This window comes from Nonomuraea sp. SBT364, assembly GCF_001083785.1.
Classification (GTDB): Bacteria; Actinomycetota; Actinomycetes; order Streptosporangiales; family Streptosporangiaceae; genus Nonomuraea.
This window is the reverse complement of record NZ_LAVL01000118.1, coordinates 1-20194: the sequence shown is the minus strand read 5'-3', so window position 1 is coordinate 20194 and position 20194 is coordinate 1. Positions and strand designations below refer to the sequence as shown.

The window sequence follows — 20194 nt, the reverse complement described above, 5'->3', positions numbered from 1 at the left end:
GTCGGCGATTGCGGGGCACACGAGTTCGCGCATGGTTCTTCCGATCTCTCGGTGGGGTGGACCCGTCGGCTGAGCGGGTCCGGGCCGGACACGGGGATACTCCAGCAGCGGCCGTCCGGGTGTCAACACGATTTCGGGCCACGAAATCCCACATATGGGATATTCTCCCTCATATGGGAGAGCTGGAGGAGAGGCTGGCCGTGCGGCTGGCGGAGCTGCGGGCCGAGCGCGGCTGGTCGCTGGAGGAGCTGGCGGCGCGCGCCGAGATCAGCCGCTCGACGCTGTCACGGCTGGAGCGCGCCGAGATCAGCCCGACGGCCGCCCTGCTCGGCAAGCTGTGCGCGGTCTACGAACGGACGATGTCGCGGCTGCTGGCCGAGGTCGAGGCCGAGCCGCCCCAGGTCGTCCGGGCCGCCGCGCAGACGGTGTGGCGCGACGAGGCGTCCGGGTTCGCCCGCAGGTCGGTGTCGCCGCCGCATCCCGGGCTGCGCGGCGAGGTCGTCGAGGGCACGCTGCGGCCCGGCGCCGACATCGCCTACGACGGCCCGCCGGTGCCCGGCCTGGAGCAGCACATCTGGGTGCTGGAGGGCGCCGTGGAGATCACCGCCGGCGGGCAGGAGCACCGGCTGGAGGCGGGCGACTGCCTGCGCTTCCGCCTCTGGGGCCGCTCCCGCTTCCACTGTCCCGGCCCCGGCCCCGTCCGTTACGCGCTACTCGTCGTCCTGCCCTAGGGAGCTGCCGTGCACACCATCGAACGCCTGTCCCCCGGCGCCTTCGCGGCCGGGGTCAAGGAGCTGGCCGAGGTGCTGGCCGACGCCGTCGACGACGGGGCCTCGCTCGGGTTCGTGGCGCCGTTCGGCCGGGAGCCGGCAGCCCGCTGGTGGCGGGAGCAGGAGGCGGCGGTGGCCGGCGGCAGCCTGCTCGTGTGGGCGGCGCGCGACGCGGGCGGCATCGTCGCCACCGCCGGGCTGTCCCTGCCGGGCAAGGCCAACTCCCGGCACCGGGCCGAGGTCGTCAAGCTGCTCGTGCACCGCGACGCCCGCGGCCGGGGCCTGGCCCGCGCCCTGCTCGCCACCCTCGAACGGGCCGCCCTCGCGGCCGGGGTCACGCTGCTGGTCCTCGACACGCGCAGCGGCAGCGCGGCCGAGAGCCTCTACCTGTCGGAGGGCTGGACCCGCTTCGGCGTCGTCCCCGGCTACGCCGCCGACCCCGACGGCTCGCTGCAGGACTGCGGCTTCTTCTACAAGCTCCTCACATGAGGTAGCGCAGCCACAGGTACGGCGCGACCAGCGCGACCGTCACCGGCGTGACGATGAGGCCGTACTTGGTGAACTGCCAGAAGCTGATCGGGGTGCCGTTGCGGGCGGCGATGCCCAGGACGACGACGTTGGCGGCGGCGCCCACGGCGGTGGCGTTGCCGCCCAGGTCGGCGCCGAAGGCCAGCGCCCACCACAACACCTGACCGGGCCCGTCGCCACCGGTGGCCTCCACCAGCCGCTCGACGATCGGAGCCATCGTGGCCACGTACGGGATGTTGTCCACGATCGCCGACAGCACGGCCGAGCCGCCGAGCAACCCCATCGTGGCGGTGACCACCTCCCCGCCGGTGGCCGCGACCGCCGCCTCGGAGAGCTGCCCGATGACGCCGGTCTCGACCAGCGCGCCGACCATGACGAACAGTCCGGCGAAGAACACCAGCGTCGGCCACTCCACTTCGGCGATGGCCTGCTCGGTGGTCACCTTGGTCGCCGCCACCAGGATGCCGGCGCCCAGCAGCGCGACCACGGACGGCTCGTAGTGCAGCACCGGGTGCAGCACGAAGGCGGCCATCACCGCCCCGAGCACGGTGAGCGACTGCCACAGCAGCCGCCGGTCGGCGATGGCCTCCTTCTCGTTCAGGGCCATGACGGCGGCGGCGCGTCCGGGGTCGTAGCGCAGGCCCCGGCCGAACATCAGCCAGCACAGGCCGATGAAGACCGCGACCAGCACGATCACCATCGGCGCCATGTGGACCAGGAAGTCGTTGAAACTGAGGCCGCCCCGGCTGGCGATGATGATGTTCGGCGGATCACCGACGAGGGTCGCCGCGCCGCCGATGTTGGAGGCCATCGCCTCGGCGATCAGGAACGGCACCGCCGACACCGCCAGCCGCTCACACACCAGGAACGTCACCGGCGCGATCAGCAACACCGTCGTCACGTTGTCGAGCAACGCCGACGCCCCCGCCGTGATCACCACCAGCAGCACCATCAGCCGGAACGGCCGCCCCCGCGCCCGCTTCGCCGCCCACACCGCCAGGAACTCGAAGACCCCCGTCTCCTTCAGCACCCCCACGATGATCATCATGCCGAGCAGCAGGAAGATCACATTCCAGTCCACCCCGGGATGCTCCGAGAAGAACGCCGCCTCCGCGCCCGTCGCATGGATCAGCAGCATGATCCCCGCGCCACCCAGCGCCGCCGCCACCCGGTGCACCTTCTCCGAAGCGATCAACGCGTAGGCGGCCAGGAACACCGCCACGCTCACCCACGCCAGCACGTCCACCCGGCGCTCACCCTTCGTCCCACCGCCACGACGTGCTCGAAAGTACCAAGGGCCACGGCCATGCCCGGCGAGGGGTGCGGCCGACGGTCTCCGGCCCGCCGGTCGGCGCCCGGGGGTGAAAGGTTCACGGGCGGCGGGGCGGCTGCCTGCGGCATGGCGTTCCGAGCAGCACGACGAGATTGATTCCGGGTGGCGGCAGCGGGCGCTCATGTAACGATGTGCGGGTGCATGTCGGTCTGCCCTTCCTGCGCGCCTTACGGGCCACGGCGTTCGCCGTGGCCTGCGTGCTGGTGTCGGCCGCCGTGCACGTGCTCGTCGGTGGCGCCGCCGTACGGCCCGGCGTCCTGGCGCTCGCCCTGACGCTGACCTGGGCCGGGGCGTACGCCATCGGGGGCCGCCAGCGCGGCGTGGGCGTCCTGCTGGCCGCGAGCTTCGCCGCCGAGTACGGCATGCACCGCCTGTTCACCGTCGGAGCCGAAGCGGCGCCGGTTCCGCCCGCCCATGCCCATGACGGCAGCGGGATGGGCATGTTCCTGGTTCACGCGGCCGTGGCTCTGCTGTCGTCCTGGTGGCTGGAGCGCGGCGAGACCGCCCTGGCCACGATCGCGCACCTGGCCGTCGCGTCGCTGAGCACGCTCTGGACCGGCCTGCTGCTCCTGCTCACCGTCCGGCCGGTCATCACCCGCCAGCCGCGCCGCCCCCGTGCGGATCGCCGGCCCCGTCGGCCGAGGCGGCCGCTGCTCGCCTCCGGCCCGGGTCGCCGCGGGCCGCCTCCGTTCGCCTCCGTTCTCTGATCCGGGCCGTAGCCCGCTCCACGGTCGTGGCAGGCCGACGCCGCCACCCCGTTCCCCGCCGCCGATACGCGGCCGACCACCTCATCTTGTGGCCGGCGCGCACCTGTCGTTGTGCGCGCCGTAACGGAGACCCGATGACCTCTACCGACACACGCCCCACCGCCGCGCCCGAGCCGTCCCCCGGCCGTGCGTCAGCCTGGACGGCCCTCAAGCCGCTGATCCGGCGCCTGCATTTCTACGCCGGCATCCTCATCGCCCCCTTCCTGCTCGTCGCCGCCTGCACCGGCCTGCTGTATGCCGCTTCCTTCCAGATCGAGCAGATCGTGCACCGCCACGAGCTGACCGTCCCCGTCGGCCAGCAACGCCTGCCGCTCACCCAGCAGATCGCCGCCGCGCGGACCGCGCGTCCTGACGGGAAGGTCACCGCGGTCCGCACCCCGGACGGCGCGGACGCGAGCACCCGTGTCCTGATGGACGTGCCCGGCCTGCCGGAAAGCACCCAGCTCGCCGTCTTCGTCGACCCATACACCGCCCAGGTGCGTGGCACGCTGGACAGCTACGGCGGCTCGGGCGCGCTCCCGGTACGCGCCTGGATCTCCAACCTGCACCGCCACCTGCACCTGGGTGAGCCGGGCCGGCTCTACAGCGAGCTGGCGGCCAGCTGGCTGTGGGTCGTCGCCCTGGGCGGCCTGACCCTGTGGATCGCCAGGCGCCGCACCCGCCGCCTGCGCGGCCTGCTCGCCCCCGACCGGTCGTTGCCCGCGGCTCGCCGGCGCCTGTCCTGGCACGGCTCGATCGGCGTGTGGGCGCTGCTGGGCCTGACCTTCCTGTCGGCCACCGGCCTGACCTGGTCGAAGTACGCCGGCGAGAACGTCGGTGAGGTACGCTCCGCGCTCGGCTGGACCACACCGACGATCACCACCTCCTCCGGCGACCACGCCGCCCATGCCGGTGCGGGCGCCCACCAGCACGGCCCCGCGGCCGTGGGCGTCGACCAGGTCGCCCACGCCGCGGCGGGCAAGGGCCTGTCCGGTCCGCTGGAGATCGTGTGGCCCGCCGAGACGGGTGCGCCCTACGTCGTCAAGGAGATCGACAAGACCGTCCCGCAGCGCCTCGATCAGGTCGCCGTCGACGCCGCCTCCGGTCAGGTCACCGCCGAACTGCGCTTCGCCGACTACAATCTCGCCGCCAAGCTCACCCAATGGGGCATCGACGGGCACATGGGCCTGCTGTTCGGCCTGGCCAACCAGATCGTGCTGATGCTGCTGGCCACCGCAGTGATCACGCTCATCGTGCTCGGGTACCGGATGTGGTGGCAGCGCCGGCCCACCCGCGGTTTCGGTTCGCCGTATCCGCGCGGCGGCTGGCGCCGGGTGCACTGGGCGGTGCTCGTGCCCCTGGTCCTCCTCATCGCCGTCGTCGGCTGGCTGCTGCCCCTGATGGGCCTGTCCCTGCTCGCCTTCCTGGCCGTCGACGTCCTGCTCGGCCTGCGTTCCCGCAGCCTCTGATCACCAAGCTCGGACGGAGGTTCGAGAGCTCCTCCCGTGGCTCGGACCGCCACGGGAGGCGGCACTCGGCGGCCGTGCTGGAAGGCTGCGGCCCGTGCTACGGCTGCTAGAATTTCCTCACATCTGCGGCAGCGTGACCACTCCGCGCCGACCGCGAGTCTCCCGATATGCCGGGCAAGGTGTCGTTCATGGACACCGAACGTTTCCCCCAGCAGCTCGCCGGCACCGCCCGCTTCACCCTCGGACTCCCCCGGGCGTTCACCCTCTCCCCCGACGGCCGCCGCGTCCTGTTCCTGCGCACGCGCGGCGGCGAGGACCCGGCCAGCTGCCTGTGGCTCCTCGACGACGCCGGCGAACACCTCCTGGCCGCCCCCGAGGACCTCACCCGCCCCGGCGAGGTCCCCGAGGCGGAGCTGATCCGGCGCGAACGCGCCCGCGAGAGCGCCACCGGCATCGTCGCCTACTCCACCGACGCCGCCCTGCGCACGGCTGTCTTCGCCGTGGACGGCCACCTGTGGGCCGTCGACATCCCGGTCGGCATCCCGGTCGGCATCCCCGTGGACCCCGCCGCACGCCCGGCCCCACGCCCCGTCCCGGCCGCCGGTCCCGTGACCGACCCGCGCGTCGACCCCACCGGGGCACGGGTCGCGTACGTCACCGGCGGCGCCCTGCACGTCACCGGGCTCGACGGCGGCGACCGGGCGCTGGCCACCCCCGGCGGCCCGCACGTCACCTGGGGGCTGGCCGAACACGTCGCGGCCGAGTCGATGCACCGCACGCGCGGCCACTGGTGGGCCCCCGACGGGACCCGGCTCCTCGCCGCCCGCGCCGACACGAGCAGCGCGACCCCGCCTGGGTCCATCTCGTCCCCGGCACCCCGGCCCGCACCGCCGCGGGCGCCCTCGTCCACGTCACCGAGACCACCGGCACCCGCCACCTGCTAGCCGGTGACCGCCCCGTCACCCCGCCCGGCCTCCAGGTCCGCGAAGTCCTGTCCGTCGCCGGGGACTCCGTGTTGTTCACCGCCAGCGACGAACCCACCGAAACCCACCTGTGGTCCTACGACCCCGCCCACGGCGCCGTACGCCTGAGCGACGAACCCGGCATCCACACCGGCCTGCGCGCCGCCGGCACGCTGCTCCTCGCCTCCCACACCGAGACCGGGCACACCTTCAGGCTGAGCCGCGACGGAAGACCCGCCATCCGCGTCACCACCCACGGCGCCCGTCCCGTCGTCACCCCGCGCGTCACCTGGCTGCGCGCCGGCCCCGACGACATCCGCACCGCTCTCCTCCTGCCGTCCTGGCATCGCCCCGGCGAGAGCCGGCTGCCCGTGCTCATGGCCCCGTACGCCGGACCCGCCATGCAGCTCGTCACCCGGGCCAGGAGCTGGTGGATGTGCGAGGCGCAATGGTTCGCCGAAGCCGGGTACGCCGTCGTCGTCGCCGACGGCCGGGGCACCCCCGGACGCGGCCCGGCCTGGGAGAAGACCGTCCACGGCGACAGCCTCACCGCACCGCTGCGGGACCAGGTCACCGCGCTGCGCGCCGCCGCCGCGCACTGCCCGGACCTCGACCTGGACCGCGTCGCCATCCGGGGCTGGAGCTTCGGCGGTACCCTGGCCGCCGCCGCCGTGCTCCGCCTGCCGGAGATCTTCCACGCCGCCGTCTCCGGCGCGGCCCCCAGCGACCAGCGGCTCTACGACACCCACTGGCGCGAGCGCTTCCTTGGCCATCCCGATGACGACCCGGCCGCCTACGACCGTTCCTCCCCCATCGGCGACGCCGCCCTGCTCCGCCGCCCGCTGCTGCTCGTGCACGGGCTGGGTGACGACAACGTGGTGCCCGCGCACACGCTGCGCATGTCGGCCGCGCTGCTGGAGGCCGGCCGCCCGCACCAGGTGCTGCCGCTGCCCGGCGGCCACCGGCCCACCGCCCTGGAGGGTCTGCTCAAGCACCAGCTCGCCTTCCTGGAGAGCGCGCTTAACTGTACCGGCTGACCGGTATAGTTTGGCGCGTGCCACGACCAAGCTCACGCGAACGGCTGCTCGACGCGGCAGCCGACGTGCTCCTGTCCCAGGGAGCCGAGTCCCTCACCCTGGAGGCCGTCGCCCAGCGCGCCGGCGTGTCCAAAGGCGGCCTCTTCTACCACTTCCCCACCAAACAGGCTCTCGTCGCCGGCCTGGTCGAACGCCTCACCGCCGCCTTCGACCAGGCCCTGAACGAAGCCGGCGACCGCCCCGGCGACTTCCTGCGCGCCTACGTCGCCGCCACCATCCCCGACACCGCCCCCGACACCGCTCCCGATACCGCTCCCGATACCGCTCCCGATACCGCTCCCGATACCGCTCCCGATACCGCTCCCGATACCGTCCCCGCGCGGGACACCACCGCCCCCGCCGACCGGATGACGGCCGCGCTGCTCGCCGGCGTGCTCGTGGACCCCGCCGGCCTCGCCCCGCTGCGCGAGCGCTACGCCGCCTGGCAGGCCCGCCTCACCGGCGACGGCATCGACCCCGCCGCCGCGACCGCCGTACGGCTCGCCGTCGACGGCTGGTGGGCCGCCCGCCTCTTCGGCCTCTCCGAACCCGGGCCCGGCCTGCACGAACGCACCCGCGACCACCTCATGGAGCTGATCGACCGTGCATGTACTTGACCGGCCCCGGATCCGCGTCACCAAGACCCTCATGCTCGTCACCGACGTCGGGTTCGTCGCGTACTTCCTCGTCGTCGGCCTCGCGCTCATCCCGCCCGAATGGGCGTTCGCCGACTACGCCGACCCGCTCATGGCCGACTGGAACTGGTCGTTCCTCTGGATCGACCTCCTGGCCAGCGCCACCGGCCTGGCGAGCCTGTGGTTGCTGCGCCGCCGCGACCGCAGCGGGCCGCCGCTCATGCTCGTCTCGCTCGTCCTGACCATGGCCTCGGGGCTCATGGCCATCGCGTTCTGGACGCTGCGCGGCGACTTCTCGCCCGCCTGGTGGGCGCCCAATCTCTATCTGCTGCTGTTCCCGGTCCCGGCCATCCTGGCACTCGTCCGGGCGGGCGCCTTTACAAAGTAGATCTCTGATTGGGCGACGCCCCTGCGAGGATGACGGTCCGGCGGCAAGTACGATCAACGAGTGACCGAAATAACCGAGACCGTGCCCGGTTGGCTCGCTCCCGAGGAGCTGGAGTCGGTCCGGGGGCGCTTGCCGATCCTCTACGTCGACGCGGTGCCGGTGCGGGTCGACGACACCGGCTCCGTGACCCGCGTCGGGCTGCTCCTGCGCATCGCCTCCGACGGGGCGGTGAGCCGGGCCCTGGTGTCCGGCCGCGTCCTCTACCACGAGCGCATCCGTGACGCGCTGCTGCGCCACCTGGAGAAGGACCTGGGCCCGGTGGCGCTGCCGAGCCTGCCCGTCTCTCCGCAGCCCTTCATGGTGGCCGAATACTTCCCGACGCCCGGCGTCACGCCGTACCACGACCCGCGCCAGCACGCCGTGTCCATGGCCTACATCGTCCCGGTGCGGGGCGACTGCCGTCCCCGGCAGGACGCGCTCGACCTGGAGTGGTTCACGCCGGACGAGGCCGCCTCCCCGGTCGTGCAGCAGGAGATGACGGGCGGCCAGGGCACCCTGCTCAAGCAGGCGCTCGCCCACATGGGCCGCCTGCCCTGACGCCCGCCGGCCCCCGCGGAGCTCACCGGGAACGCGGCCCGATCACGCGCCGGAGCTCACCGGAACGCGGCCTGATCATGCGCCCGGCTTCCACGAGGGGTCGCGCCCGGTGAGCGCCAGGACACGGTCGAGCGGCGGGGCGTCGTCCGGCACCGGCACCTCCGGGCCGTAGACGCCCATCCGGCGGCCCTGCTCGGCGCTCTTCGCCACCTCGCCGGCCAGGCGTTCGAGCAGGTCGTCGTCCCATTCGGGGTGCTGCCCGGTGGCGCGGGCCAGGTCCCAGCCGTGCACGACCAGCTCGCCCGCGACCATGCCGCCCACCATCGAGGCGGGCAGCTCCGTCGCGCCGCCCATGAACGTCGTCCCTTCCCAGGCGGCCGGCTCGCTCCAGGCCGCGACCAGCCGTTCGATCTGCGCAGCGAGGGCGGCGGGCCAGTCGCCGGCGGTCAGGTCCACCTCGCCCTCGGACGCGGCGGGCGGCGGGACGCTCGCCTTGCGCGCGGCGCCCTCCAGCGACGGCCCCCAGAACAGCAGGTGGTTGATCAGCTTGCGGACGTCGTACTCGGCGCACGGCGTCGGCGCGCCGAGGTCCGCGGGCTCGACCCGGCGGACGATCTCCGGCACACCGGCGGCCGCCTGGGCGATGAAGTGCAGGTCAGACATGGCGTCCAGCCAACCATCCCCCGGCGCCGACGTCTTGAACAAACACGACATAAGCTCCTCGGCATGGCCAGGGACACACGCGAGCTCAACGGCGCCTGGGCGAGGTTCCAGCGTCACGGGTTCCCCGCCCCGGCCCCCGACCTGGCCCCGTACGTCGAGAGCTACTGGGTCGTCACCTGGGACTACGCGGAGCCGTACCGGCAGTTGATCGTGCCGTATCCGAGTGTCCACCTGACGTTCGTGGACGGCGCCGCCACGCTGCAGGGGCCGGCCACCGGGCACCAGGTCAGGGTGCTGGAGGGCCGGGGGTCGGTGTTCGGCGTGGCGTTCCGGCCGGGGGCGTTCCGGCCGTTCCTGGGCGCGCCGGTCTCGACGATCACCGACCGGCGGCTCGACGCCGCCGAGGTGTTTTCCGGGCCGCCGCCCGACCCGGCCGGCGTCGCATCGGTCGAGGCGTTCCTGCGGGCGCACCTGCCCGCGCCCGATCACCGGGCGGCCCGGGCGGCCGAGATCGTCGCCCTGGTCGCCGCCACGCCCGGGATCACCCGGGTGGACGCGCTGGCCCGGGCGACCGGCCTGGGCGTGCGCGACCTGCAGCGGCTGTTCGCCGAGCACGTCGGCCTCGGCCCCAAGCGGGTCATCCGCCGCTACCGCCTGCGCGAGGCGACCGACCGCATGGCCGGGGGCACGCCGCCCGACTGGGCCGCGCTCGCCGCCGACCTGGGCTACGCCGACCAGGCCCACTTCACCCGCGACTTCCGCAAACTCTTCGGCGAATCACCCACCTGGTACGCCCGGCGCTTCTAGATCTTCGCCGGAGACTCCCGGCTGATCCCTGCTCCCGGGCCCGGGTGCGCGGGCCGACAGGCGTGCTAATTTGTATTCGTGAACGTATCCGTATACGAATCAGCGGACGTCCTCGTCGTGGGAGCCGGGCCGACCGGGCTGGCGCTGGCGTGCGGCCTGGCGTCACAAGGTGTGGCCGTGCGGGTCGTCGACGGGAAGCCGGAGCCGGCGTCCACCTCGCGCGCCAACATCCTGCACGCGCGCGGCGTCGAGGTGCTCGACCGGCTCGGCGCGCTCGGCGACCTGCCCGGGCGGGCACTCGCCCCGCTGGGCATGGCGATGCACGCGGGCGGGCGCCGGGTGGCGACCATGCGGTTCGCGCCCGCCGAGGGCGGCCGGTCGACGCAGGCGCTGTTCGTGTCCCAGGCCCTCGTGGAGGAGAGCCTGCGCCGGCGGCTGGGCGAACTCGGCGTCAAGGTCGGCTGGGGCACCCGCCTGCAGGCAGCCGGGCAGGATCGCGACGGCGTGACCGTGCGCTTCGCCGACGGGACGCGGCTGCGCGCCGGCTGGCTGGCGGGCTGCGACGGCGCCCGCAGCACGGTCCGCGACGCCGCCGGGATCGCCTTCCCCGGCGTGCCCGTGGTGGAGCGGTTCCTGCTCGCCGACGTGCACGCCCGCTGGGACCGCGACCGGTCGGCGTCCGCCGGCTGGTTCCACCGGGACGGGATCCTGCTGGCGATCCCGATGCGCCCCGGCGAGCGCCTGTGGCGGCTGATGGCCGACGTCCCGGCGGACCGCTCCGGTGACCGGCTCGGCGAGGAGGAGATCGTCGAGCGGTTCCGGCGCATCGTCCCCGAGCGGAGCGGCGACACCGGCGTGGAGATCGTGGACGCCGTCTGGACCTCGGTCTTCCGCATCCAGCGCAGGCTGGCCGCCGGCTACCGCGCCGGCCGGATCCTGCTGGCGGGGGACGCCGCCCACGTGCACAGCCCGATCGGCGGCCAGGGCATGAACACCGGCGTCGGCGACGCCGAGAACCTGGCCTGGAAGCTCGCCCTGGTCGTCGCGGGACGGGCCGCGCCGGAGCTGCTCGACACCTACACGGCCGAACGCCGCCCCCTGGCCACCGAGGTGCTGCGTAACACGACGGCCAACACCCGCGTCCTGACCGCCGAGGGCGGCCTGGGCAGGCTGGTGCGCGACCGGGCGTTCATCCCGCTGCTCAACCTGCCTGCCGTGCAGCGCCAGGCGACCAGGACGGCGTCACAGCTCGGCGTCACCTACCGCAAGGGGCCGCTCGGCGACGGGCGCCGCCTGCCCCGCCGGGGGCCGCGCGCCGGCGACCCCGTCCCGGACGGGCCGTACAGGCTGGCCGACGGCGCCCCGGCGCGCCTGCACGCGACGCTCGGCGCCGGCTGGGCGCTGATCGCCCCTCCGGGCGGCCCCGCCGACCGGCTCGCCGCCACGGCCCGCGACCTGCTCGGCGACCGCGTCGTCCTGCTCCACGGGACCGGATCCCCGTACGCGACGCTCGTACGCCCGGACGGGCATCTGGGCTGGCGGGGCCGGGACGCGGCCGGATTGCGCCAGTGGCTCACCGATGCGCTACGGTGCGGGCGATGACCAGGACCGAGCCGCGCCGCGACGGCCCCGGGCGCCCGCGCGACCCGGAGGCCGACGGCGCCATCCTGCGCGCCGCCATCGCCCTGCTGGCCGAGCGCGGCGTCGACCGGACCAGCATCGAGGCGATCGCCCGGCGGGCGGGCGTGACGAAGGTGACGGTCTACCGCCGCTGGCGCACCAAGGACGAGCTGCTCGCCCAGGCCATCGAGACGGCCCGCGACGACCTGCCCAACGTGGCGGAGGCGGTGGAGGGCACGCTGCCGGAGGTGATCGAGCGGCTGCTCCCCCGGTGGGGCGAGGTGCTGGCCGAGCCGCGGTTCCGGGCCCTGTCGGCGCAGCTGCTGGCGGCCGGGGCCGGCCATCCCGCGCTGCTGGAGGCCTACCGGAGGCATCACGTGCTGCCGCGCCGGGAGCGGGCGCGTGAGGTGATGCGGCGGGCGCAGCGCGACGGCCACCTCAGCCCGGCGGCCGACCCGGACGTGCTCGCCGACATGATGGAGGGCGCGGTGATCTACAAACTGCTGCTCTCCCCCAGCCCGCTCGGCCCGGCCGAGATCAGCGCCTATCTGCGCGCCCTGCTGGTGCAGGCCGGGTTCTCACTGCCGGGCGGTCCAGTGGGCGGGGCGGGAGAGCGCGGCCGGGAGGCGGGTGGCGGCGTCGCCGGTGGCGGCGTTGAGCTGTGACTGGGTGACGAACAGGGCGCCGGTCAGGGCGGCGCCGGCGAGGTCGGCCCCGCGCAGGTCGGCGCCGATGAGGTCGGCGGACCTGAGGTCGGCGCCCTTGAGCGCGGCCCCGATGAGGTAGGCGCCGCGCAGGTTGGCCCCGCGCAGGTCGGCGCCCTTCAGGTTGGCGCCGATCAGGTCGGCGCCCCGGTGCTCCTTGCGCCGCCCGGCGCCCTTCCTGGCGAGCTCGCTGGCCCGCAGCAGCAGCACGTTGACCTCGGCCCGCCGGACGGCGACGTCGAGGTCGAGGAGCGCGGCGGGGTCGAGCAGGGTGAGGCGCTCGGTCGCGTCGAGCGCGCGGCGCAGGTCGGCGCGGATCGGCCGGGCGGCGGGCAGCTCGATCGCCTCGGTGAGGTAGGCGAGCAGCTCGTGCAACTGCCGCATGACCGGGAACACCGCGAACATCTCACGCGCGCTGCCCGGCTCCCGCCGCCAGTCGAGCCCCCGGTAGGTGACCTGCGACACCTGCTGCCCGGCGCCGAAGCAGTCGTAGACCACGCACCCGGGGTAGCCGGACTCCCGCAGCCGCTCGTGGATGCCGCACCCGAAGTCGGCCCGCAGGTTGCCGCACGGCTGCCCGGCGGGCTTGTCGGCGGCGAAGTCGGCGGAGGCGGAGAAGGGCAGCGCCACGCAGCACAGCCCGAAGCAGCTCGCGCAGTCTCCCCGCAGAGTGCCGGGCAATGGTCCCCCTCGTGTCAGCCGTCCAGGTAGCGCAGGATCGCCAGCACCCTGCGGCTGTAGGCGGGGGTGGCGGGCAGATCCAGCTTGTCGAAGATGGCGTTGATGTGCTTCTCGACCGTGCTCAATGATACGTGCAGGGCGGTGGCGATCGCCGCGTTGGCGTAGCCCTGCGCCAGGTGGCGGAGCACCTGCGACTCGCGTTCGGTGAGGGTGCGCAGCGGGTCGACGTGCGTGGTGCGGGCCAGGAGCTGGCGCACCACCTCGGGGTCGATGACGGTGCCGCCGGCGCGCACACGTTCCAGCGACTCCAGGAACTCGGCGACCTCCGACACCCGGTCCTTCAGCAGGTAGCCGAGCCCGCCGGCGGCCCCGGCCAGCAGCGTGGCGGCGTACGTCTTGTCGACGTACTGCGACAGCACGAGCACCCCGACGGCGGGCCAGCTCTCGCGGATGCGCAGCGCGGCGCGCAGGCCGTCGTCGGTGTGGGTGGGCGGCATCCGCACGTCGACCACGGCGACGTCGGGCCGGTGCTCGGCCACCGCCTCGACCAGGGCGGGGGCGTCGCCGACGGAGGCGACGACCTCGTGTCCGGCGTCGCGCAGCAGGCTCGCCAGGCCCTCGCGGAGCAGCACGGCATCGTCGGCCAGGATCAGTCGCACGGCGGCTCCTTGGGGAGCGTGGCGCGCACCCGGGTGCCGCCGCCGGGGCCGCCGGTCACCTCGAACGCGCCGTCGAGCGCCAGCACGCGGCGGGCCAGGCCGGACAGGCCGCCTCCGGACGGGTCGGCGCCGCCCGCGCCGTCGTCGGAGATCTCCACGCGCACCGTCCGCTCGTCCTCGCTCAGCACGACCAGGATGTCATGGGCGCCGGCGTGCTTGACCGCGTTGGTGATCGCCTCGCGGGCCACGAAGTACAGGGCGGTCTCCACCTCCGGGGCGAGCCGCCCGGCGAGCCCGTGGTGGACGGTGACGGGCACGCCGGCGCGTTCGGCGACGCCGTCCAGCGCGGCCCGCAGGCCCAGCTCGTCGAGCGCGGTCGGGTAGATGCGCCAGGCGACGCTGCGCAGTTCGTCCAGCAGTTGCCGCGACTCGGTGTAGGCCTGCCCGACCAGGTCGGCGGCGGGCCCGGGGGTGTCGCCGGAGGCGTGGCGGGCACGGCCGAGGAGCATGGCCAGCGCCACGCCGCGCTGCTGAACGCCGTCGTGCAGGTCGCGCTCGATGCGGCGGCGCTCGTCGTCGACGGCGCGGACGATGCCGGAGCGGGTGGCGGTGAGTTCGGCGATGCGCCGTCGCATGCGTTCCTGGGGGCCGGGGCCGAGAAAGCGACGGGCCAGGCGCCGCTCGGCCGCGATGACGGCCTGGCAGCAGAGCGTGCCCACGGCCAGCAGGAAGATTCCGCAGGTGAGCCCGATGGCCCAGCTCTCGGTCGTCAGCCGGACGCCGGGGAACTCCAGCGCCACCGGGGAGGAGTCGCCGGCCAGCATCGTCCAGCACGCCCCGCCGGTGAAGAGCAGGCCGACGAAGAGCACCGCCACCGCGACGTACCCGCCCAGAACGCCCACGCACGCGCGCAGCGCGAGATAGCCGGTGCCCGCCGTGCCGGGGTCGCTGTCCTGGCCGAGCAGCACCCGCAGCCGGGTGCGTTCGAGCGCCACGAGCCGGGGCGCCCACCACCCGGCGAGCGGCCAGGCCAGCACGAGCAGGAGCAGTTCGACACCTCCGGTCACCACTCCCGTGAGCACCCCGGCGAGTCTGCGTAGGATCACGGCTGGGCAGTCTAGGCGTCGCGCCGGCGCAGCACGACCTGGCCGGCCACCAGGGCCAGCGCCGTCCAGCCGGTCAGCCAGGCCAGCCCTTCGAGTGCCGGGTACGGGATCGGGCCGCCGGTCATGTTCTCGGTGCTCTCCATGAACGCCAGCCCGGCGAACGTCGGCAGCCGCATCGACACGTCCAGCGCCACCTGGCTGCCCGTCATGGCCAGCATGAGCGGCAGTCCCATCGTCAGCAGGAACATCGCCGTCAGCGCCCCGGCCGAGCCGCGCACGGCGACGCTCACCCCCACGGTCAGCACCCCGGTCAGCGCGCAGAACACGCCCAGCCGCAGCAGGTCGGCCACCGCCTCGCCCGGCGGGAACGCCGCCAGCCCGCCGAACGTGTCCGACGACAGCACCAGATGGGTGACCAGCGCCGCCACACCGCCCGACAGCACCCCGGCGGCGAACATCACCGGCGCCACCACCAGCGCCTTCGCCGCCAGCACCCGTCCCCTGATCGGCACCACCTGCAGCGTGCCCCGGATGGAGCCCGAGGCGTACTCGGAGGTGACCAGCAGCATCGCCAGCGTGATCACCGCGTACTGGGCGAACGCCGTCGCCGAGATCACCGGGTCCGTCACCACCACCCGCGCCCCGGCGACGCCCTCGCGCAGCGCCTCGGTCGCCTGCGCGCCGCCGAGCGTCAGCCCGCCGAGCACGGTGACGATCACCGCTCCGGCCAGGCACAGCCAGGTCGAGCGGACCGACCACAGCTTGACCCACTCGGCCGCCATCGCGTTCCTCATCGTGCCCCCTCCGCGCCGTACTCCACGCTGCCGGCGGTCAGTTCCTGGTAGGCCTGCTCCAGCGACGCCTCGCGCGGGCTCAGCTCGTGCAGCCGGACGCCCGCGTCATGAGCCAGGTCGCCGATCCGCTCCAGCGTCGCGCCGGTGACGACGAGCTCGTTCTCGCCGCGCCGCGTCACGCTCACGCCCGGGGACGTCAGCAGGTCCGCAAGATCGCCGGCGTGCGGCGTCCGTACGAGCACGGACGGGGTGGCCAGCACCTGCGCCAGCGGCGCGTCGGCGATCAGCCGGCCCTTGCCGATCACCACCAGATGGTCGGCGGTGAGCTGCATCTCGCTCATCAGGTGGCTGGAGACGAACACCGTGCGCCCTTCGGCCGCCAGTGACCGCATCAGGCGGCGCACCCAGCGCACCCCGTCCGGGTCGAGCCCGTTGACGGGCTCGTCGAACATCAGCACCTCGGGGTCGCCGAGCAGCGCGCCCGCGATGCCGAGCCGCTGGCTCATGCCGAGCGACAGCGTGCCCGCCCGCTTCCCGGCCGCCTCGCCGAGCCCGGCCATCTCCAGCACCCGCGCCACGCGGGCCCGGGGGATGCCGCCGCCGCGCGCCATCGCCAGCAGGTGCGCGCGCCCGCTGCGCCCGGGGTGCACGGCGCGGGCGTCCAGCAGCGCGCCGACCGTGCGCAGCGGGTGCTCCAGCTCGTGGTACGGCCTGCCGCCGATGAGCGCGCGGCCCGAGGACGGGCGGTCGAGGCCGAGGATCATGCGCATCGTGGTGGACTTGCCGGCGCCGTTCGGGCCGAGGAAGCCGGTGACGGCGCCGGGCTTCAGCTCCAGCGTCAGGTCGTCCACGGCGGCGCGGTCGCCGTACCGCTTGGTGAGATGGTCGAGTCGGATCACGTTTCCCCACGGTAGGCAGGCGGGGCGGCGCGGGCCATGGGGGCGATCCGCCGACCCGTATGGAGGATTCCCGTATTGCACTGATCATTCCAAAACGTGCTACGGTCGGCGTATGGCACGACCGAGGACGTTCGAGGAGGACCGGGCCCTGGAGGGCGCCATGCGCGCGTTCTGGGAGTCGGGCTACGAGGCCACCTCCACGCAGGACCTGTGCGAGGCCACCGGGCTGGGGCGCAGCAGCGTCTACAACGCCTTCACCGGCAAGCGGGAGCTGTTCACGCGGGCGCTGCGCCGTTACATGGGACAGAAGAACGCGGAGCTGTTCGAGCTGCTGGAGCGCGACCTGCCGATCCGGGAGAAGGTCCGCGTCCTGCTGCGGGCGGTCGCCGAGGGCGTGCCCGGCGAGCCGCCCGGCTGCCTGGTCGTCAACAGCATGGTCGAGCTGGCGCCCCGCGACCCGGAGATCGCCGAGCTGCTGCGGCGTGACCAGGAGCGGCGGCTGGAGGCGTTGCGGGCGGCCATCGGGCTGGCCAAGGCACGCGGCGAGCTGGGGCCGGTCAAGGATCCGGCGGCGCTGGCGCAGTTCGTGGTGGCCACGGTCAGCGGCATGCGGGTGGTGGCGCGCGCGGGCGGCGACCGGGCGGCGCTTGAGGCGATCGCGGCCACGGCGCTCGACGCGTTCTGAGCGTTTCGTGCCCTTGTTTTGTACTGAACGATCTAAAAGATGGGATGATGGACGATGCCGCTGGCCGTCTATGTCCTGGGGCTGGCGATCTTCGCCCAGGGCACGTCGGAGCTGATGCTGGCCGGGCTGCTGCCCGAGATGGCCGCCGACCTGGGCGTGTCCGTGCCCGACGCCGGGTTGCTGATCTCCGCGTTCGCGATCGGGATGCTGGTGGGCGCGCCGGTGCTGGCCGTGGTGACGCTGCGCTGGCCGCGCCGGACCGCCCTGCTGGCGTTCATGGCGGTGTTCGCCGTGTCGCACGTCGTGGGAGCGCTGACGCCCGACTACGGGACGCTGCTCGTGACGCGGGTGGTGGGCGCGTTCGTGTACGCCGGGTTCTGGGCGGTGGCGGCGGTCACCGCCATCGGCCTGGCCGGCCCCGCCGCGCGCGGCAGGGCGATGGGGATCGTGGCGGGCGGCCTCACGGTCGCCACCACCCTCGGGCTCCCGGCGGGCACCCTCGTGGGGCAGAGCCTCGGCTGGCGGGCCGCCTTCTGGGTGGTGGCGGCCCTGTCCGCGCTGGCCGCGATCGGCGTCCTGGCCACCGTGCCGGGCGGCGTGGCGGCGGGCGACGGGCCCGGCCCGTCGCTGCGGCGCGAGCTGCGGGCCCTGGCCGGCCCGAGGCTGTGGCTGGCCCTCGGCACGACCGCGCTGGCCACGGCCGCCCTGCTGGTCACGTTCAGCTACCTGAGCGCGATGCTCACCGGCACGACGGGACTCGCGCCCGGGTGGGTCCCGGCCGTGCTGGCGCTGTACGGCGCGGGCTCGCTGATCGGCATCACCGTCGGCGGGCGCACCGCCGACGCGCGCCCCTTCACCACCCTGTACGCCGGGCTGGCCGGGCTGGTGGTGATCTCGGGGGCGCTGGCGCTGACGGCCGGGGTGGCGTGGCTGGTGGTGCCGCTGGTGTTCCTGCTGGGGGCGTTCGGCTTCGCCACCAACCCGGCGCTGAACACCCGCGTGTTCGCCGTCGCCCACGACGCCCCCACGCTGGCGGCCTCGGTCAACGTGTCGGCGTTCAACGTCGGCATCACCGCCGGGCCCTGGCTGGGCGGCCTGCTGATCGCCGCCGGCCACGGCTACGCGCCGCTGGGCTGGATCGGCGCGGCGCTCGGCGTGCTCGCCCTGGGCACGGTGGCCCTCGCCGCGTCGCTGCACCGCCGCGCCCCGGCCGGTGTCACGGCCGGTCAGCCGGTGGGGGCGGGCGCCGACGGGGCCTGATAGACCGACACCGCGAACGGGCGGTGGGCCTCCCGTTCCACCAGCTCGCTCACCCGTGTCACGGCCCGCCCGGAGTCGATGAACCGGTGCAGCCGCCTCGCTTCCGGCCATGGATGCACCAGCACCAGGACGCCGCCGGGCGCCAGCAGCCCGGTCAGCCGGGCGCTCGCCTGGCGCAGCCGGTCCCGGCGGCCCAGGTAGTAGAGGGTTTCCGAGCAGAACACCAGGTCGTAGCGGTGCTCGGAGGAGAACAGGAGGATGTCGGCCGGCAGCAGCAACGTCCGGCCGGCCGCCTTCGCCACCCGCTCCGCCGCCCGCGCCAGCGCCCGCTCGGAGATGTCCAGGCCCGTGACGTGCGCCTCCGGGTAGGCGGTGACGAGCTGCTCGGTGAACACGCCCTCGCTGCAGCCCACCTCCAGGATCCGCCGGTACGGCAGGCCGGGCAGCTGGGCGAGCGTGGCGGCGTACTTGGCCTGCTCGTAGGCGTCGGTGCCCATGTGCCACGGGTCCGGGCGGCGGTGCCACCAGTCGAAGTAGCGGCGCAGCACGGCGCCCTGCCCCCGCGAGGAGAGCAGGGACAGCGACCTGAAGAAGGTCCGGTGCAGGAGGTCGGTGATTTCCTTCACGGGTGCCATGCGGCCCCTTCCGCGCGCAGGGACATCTCGTGGGGGCCGTTGAGCCCGCCCGGCGTTCACTCGACCTCAATCCTGCATGATCTCCGCCGCCGGCGAGCGGACCCCGGCGGCGCGGTCCGTCAGCCGAACTCGATGCGTCCCGTGCCGGGCATCGCCCCGAGGCCTCCCATCGCGCATCCCAGCACCCCGCCCTCCGGCGCGATCCCGCCACGTGAGCGCCGGCCGTCGAGCAGGCCGCCCGTCACCGTGCCGGTCAGCAGCGCGCCCGCGGTGCCCAGCTCGTCGTTCCCGATGCGCAGGCGGGAGCTGCCCACCGGCCGGCCCGTCGCGTCGTACCAGGTGACGGTGGCTCGGCCGCGCATCCCGCGGACGGCGGCGCACGACGCCTGCCCGGCGGCGCGCAGCGACGCCCACCCCGACCTGAGCCTGGCGGGCGTGCCGCGGCAGCCGCTCAGCCAGAGCGCTCCCCGCGCCGCGACCTTCCCTGGCACCAGCCCGACGGGCGGCGTGAAGACGATCGGGCTGCCGGGCGGCGTGCCGACGGCACACGTGAGCACGCCCGCCCGCGGCGCTGCCGCAGCGGCGGCCGTGCTCTCGATCGTCGCGCCCGCCGGCGCGGTGCTGAGGACGGCGAGCAGCGCGGCGGCTCCGGCGATCGGCGTGACCTTCACGAGACTCCCCCGACGTACAGTGCTGGTCCGGATACATTGTGTAGCATCCGGCGGGCCGGCAGGCCGCAATCGCGCTGCCAGGGGTAGGCGGGCAGCGTGACGACCCGGCCGGGCCTCGTGAAGTAGGCCGACCAGTCGGTGTCGGCGCCCGCGACGACCAGCTCGTCCACCGCCCTGTCGACGACCTCGACGCCGTCGCGGCCGGGGTCCATGGTGGGCACGATCGCCGGTGAGCCGCTGTGCCTGATGAGCGTCACGGGCATCGGCGGCGGCCCGACGTGCGCGAGCAGCTCCACCCCGGCCAGCGCGGGCGCCCGTCCCTCGCCTGCCGCCCCCTCCGGCCCCGCGGCCGCTGCCGAGGGCGGCTCGGCCGCGCGGCGGGCCGCCTCGGGCAGGGGCAGCTCACCCGTGGCCCAGGCGGCGGTGAGCTCGCCGACGCCGTGGCCGACCGCCGCGACCGCCCTGATGCCCCGCGCGGCCAGCATCTCCGTCACCCCCACCTGGAC

24 protein-coding genes are annotated in these 20194 nt (G+C 74.4%); 14 read left to right on the top strand and 10 right to left on the bottom strand.

What is annotated here, in order from left to right; translation table 11 throughout:
* The first annotated feature begins 173 nt into the window (after positions 1–173).
* Both ADY59_RS34630 and ADY59_RS34625 read left to right on the top strand, forming a co-directional pair.
* Entirely contained in the window at positions 174–731 is a 558-nt protein-coding gene (locus tag ADY59_RS34630) for a helix-turn-helix domain-containing protein (RefSeq protein ID WP_049571433.1), read from the top strand.
* A 9-nt stretch (positions 732–740) separates the two neighbouring features.
* The gene (locus ADY59_RS34625) at positions 741–1259 is read left to right on the top strand and encodes a GNAT family N-acetyltransferase (protein WP_049571430.1); all 519 of its coding nucleotides are present in this window, start codon (positions 741–743) and stop codon (positions 1257–1259) included.
* Here ADY59_RS34625 and ADY59_RS34620 read toward each other — a convergent pair.
* Complete coding sequence (locus tag ADY59_RS34620) at positions 1252–2544, bottom strand: ArsB/NhaD family transporter (RefSeq protein WP_049571426.1); 1293 nt, start codon at positions 2542–2544, stop codon at positions 1252–1254. The genes ADY59_RS34625 and ADY59_RS34620 overlap by 8 nt on opposite strands.
* 224 nt (positions 2545–2768) lie before the next feature.
* Between ADY59_RS34620 and ADY59_RS34615 the strand changes: the two genes are divergently transcribed.
* From ADY59_RS34615 to ADY59_RS34590, 7 genes are all read left to right on the top strand, one after another.
* On the top strand, positions 2769–3338 hold the full coding sequence (locus tag ADY59_RS34615; RefSeq protein WP_156325911.1) for a hypothetical protein: 570 nt from the start codon (positions 2769–2771) through the stop codon (positions 3336–3338).
* Between the two features lie 134 nt (positions 3339–3472).
* On the top strand, positions 3473–4846 hold the full coding sequence (locus ADY59_RS34610; protein ID WP_049571421.1) for a PepSY-associated TM helix domain-containing protein: 1374 nt from the start codon (positions 3473–3475) through the stop codon (positions 4844–4846).
* A 188-nt stretch (positions 4847–5034) separates the two neighbouring features.
* Positions 5035–5790 carry a DPP IV N-terminal domain-containing protein gene (locus ADY59_RS53780; RefSeq protein ID WP_331459550.1) on the top strand — a complete coding sequence of 252 codons (756 nt, stop codon included), beginning with the start codon at positions 5035–5037 and terminating at the stop codon, positions 5788–5790.
* Between the two features lie 68 nt (positions 5791–5858).
* Positions 5859–6845 carry a prolyl oligopeptidase family serine peptidase gene (locus ADY59_RS53775; RefSeq protein ID WP_331459551.1) on the top strand — a complete coding sequence of 329 codons (987 nt, stop codon included), beginning with the start codon at positions 5859–5861 and terminating at the stop codon, positions 6843–6845.
* Between the two features lie 17 nt (positions 6846–6862).
* On the top strand, positions 6863–7501 hold the full coding sequence (locus ADY59_RS34600; RefSeq protein WP_049571418.1) for a TetR/AcrR family transcriptional regulator: 639 nt from the start codon (positions 6863–6865) through the stop codon (positions 7499–7501).
* The gene (locus tag ADY59_RS34595) at positions 7488–7907 is read left to right on the top strand and encodes a DUF5360 family protein (RefSeq protein ID WP_197093996.1); all 420 of its coding nucleotides are present in this window, start codon (positions 7488–7490) and stop codon (positions 7905–7907) included. Before ADY59_RS34600 ends, ADY59_RS34595 begins: the two co-directional genes overlap by 14 nt.
* Before the next feature lie 60 nt (positions 7908–7967).
* Positions 7968–8504, top strand: a complete 537-nt coding sequence (locus ADY59_RS34590; RefSeq protein ID WP_049571414.1) for an NUDIX hydrolase family protein — start codon at positions 7968–7970, stop codon at positions 8502–8504.
* A gap of 75 nt (positions 8505–8579) precedes the next feature.
* On the opposite strand, the gene ADY59_RS34585 is transcribed toward ADY59_RS34590, so the two are convergent.
* On the bottom strand, positions 8580–9167 hold the full coding sequence (locus tag ADY59_RS34585) for a TIGR03086 family metal-binding protein (protein WP_082310627.1): 588 nt from the start codon (positions 9165–9167) through the stop codon (positions 8580–8582).
* Positions 9168–9230: 63 nt separating this feature from the next.
* Between ADY59_RS34585 and ADY59_RS34580 the strand changes: the two genes are divergently transcribed.
* From ADY59_RS34580 to ADY59_RS34570, 3 genes are all read left to right on the top strand, one after another.
* Positions 9231–9974: a helix-turn-helix domain-containing protein gene (locus ADY59_RS34580; RefSeq protein WP_063780878.1), complete on the top strand. Its 744-nt coding sequence runs from the start codon at positions 9231–9233 to the stop codon at positions 9972–9974.
* A 78-nt stretch (positions 9975–10052) separates the two neighbouring features.
* A complete protein-coding gene (locus ADY59_RS34575) occupies positions 10053–11576 on the top strand; it encodes an FAD-dependent monooxygenase (protein WP_049571411.1) in 1524 nt (507 codons plus the stop codon).
* The gene (locus ADY59_RS34570; protein ID WP_049571446.1) at positions 11573–12259 is read left to right on the top strand and encodes a TetR/AcrR family transcriptional regulator; all 687 of its coding nucleotides are present in this window, start codon (positions 11573–11575) and stop codon (positions 12257–12259) included. Before ADY59_RS34575 ends, ADY59_RS34570 begins: the two co-directional genes overlap by 4 nt.
* Here ADY59_RS34570 and ADY59_RS34565 read toward each other — a convergent pair.
* Genes ADY59_RS34565 through ADY59_RS34545 form a run of 5 tightly spaced genes read right to left on the bottom strand, consistent with a single transcriptional unit; the run spans position 12173 to position 16437 of the window.
* Positions 12173–12979, bottom strand: a complete 807-nt coding sequence (locus ADY59_RS34565) for a pentapeptide repeat-containing protein (RefSeq protein WP_231619033.1) — start codon at positions 12977–12979, stop codon at positions 12173–12175. The genes ADY59_RS34570 and ADY59_RS34565 overlap by 87 nt on opposite strands.
* Positions 12980–12993: 14 nt before the next feature.
* The gene (locus tag ADY59_RS34560) at positions 12994–13638 is read right to left on the bottom strand and encodes a response regulator transcription factor (protein ID WP_049571406.1); all 645 of its coding nucleotides are present in this window, start codon (positions 13636–13638) and stop codon (positions 12994–12996) included.
* A complete protein-coding gene (locus tag ADY59_RS34555) occupies positions 13629–14744 on the bottom strand; it encodes a sensor histidine kinase (protein ID WP_049571402.1) in 1116 nt (371 codons plus the stop codon). The genes ADY59_RS34560 and ADY59_RS34555 overlap by 10 nt, the downstream gene beginning before the upstream one ends.
* 11 nt (positions 14745–14755) lie before the next feature.
* On the bottom strand, positions 14756–15538 hold the full coding sequence (locus ADY59_RS34550) for an ABC transporter permease (protein ID WP_063780877.1): 783 nt from the start codon (positions 15536–15538) through the stop codon (positions 14756–14758).
* Positions 15535–16437: an ATP-binding cassette domain-containing protein gene (locus tag ADY59_RS34545; RefSeq protein ID WP_049571397.1), complete on the bottom strand. Its 903-nt coding sequence runs from the start codon at positions 16435–16437 to the stop codon at positions 15535–15537. The genes ADY59_RS34550 and ADY59_RS34545 overlap by 4 nt, the downstream gene beginning before the upstream one ends.
* Before the next feature lie 112 nt (positions 16438–16549).
* Between ADY59_RS34545 and ADY59_RS34540 the strand changes: the two genes are divergently transcribed.
* Positions 16550–17122, top strand: a complete 573-nt coding sequence (locus tag ADY59_RS34540; protein ID WP_049571394.1) for a TetR/AcrR family transcriptional regulator — start codon at positions 16550–16552, stop codon at positions 17120–17122.
* A gap of 54 nt (positions 17123–17176) precedes the next feature.
* Entirely contained in the window at positions 17177–18382 is a 1206-nt protein-coding gene (locus ADY59_RS34535) for a Cmx/CmrA family chloramphenicol efflux MFS transporter (RefSeq protein WP_049571392.1), read from the top strand.
* Here the strand turns inward: ADY59_RS34535 and ADY59_RS34530 are convergent.
* The 3 genes from ADY59_RS34530 to ADY59_RS51815 form a co-directional block, all read right to left on the bottom strand.
* Entirely contained in the window at positions 18349–19017 is a 669-nt protein-coding gene (locus ADY59_RS34530; RefSeq protein ID WP_049571388.1) for a class I SAM-dependent methyltransferase, read from the bottom strand. The genes ADY59_RS34535 and ADY59_RS34530 overlap by 34 nt on opposite strands.
* Before the next feature lie 119 nt (positions 19018–19136).
* On the bottom strand, positions 19137–19688 hold the full coding sequence (locus tag ADY59_RS50535) for a hypothetical protein (protein WP_049571385.1): 552 nt from the start codon (positions 19686–19688) through the stop codon (positions 19137–19139).
* A partial coding sequence (locus tag ADY59_RS51815) for a hypothetical protein (protein WP_049571383.1) occupies positions 19685–20194 on the bottom strand: 510 nt, incomplete at its 5' end. The genes ADY59_RS50535 and ADY59_RS51815, both read right to left, overlap by 4 nt.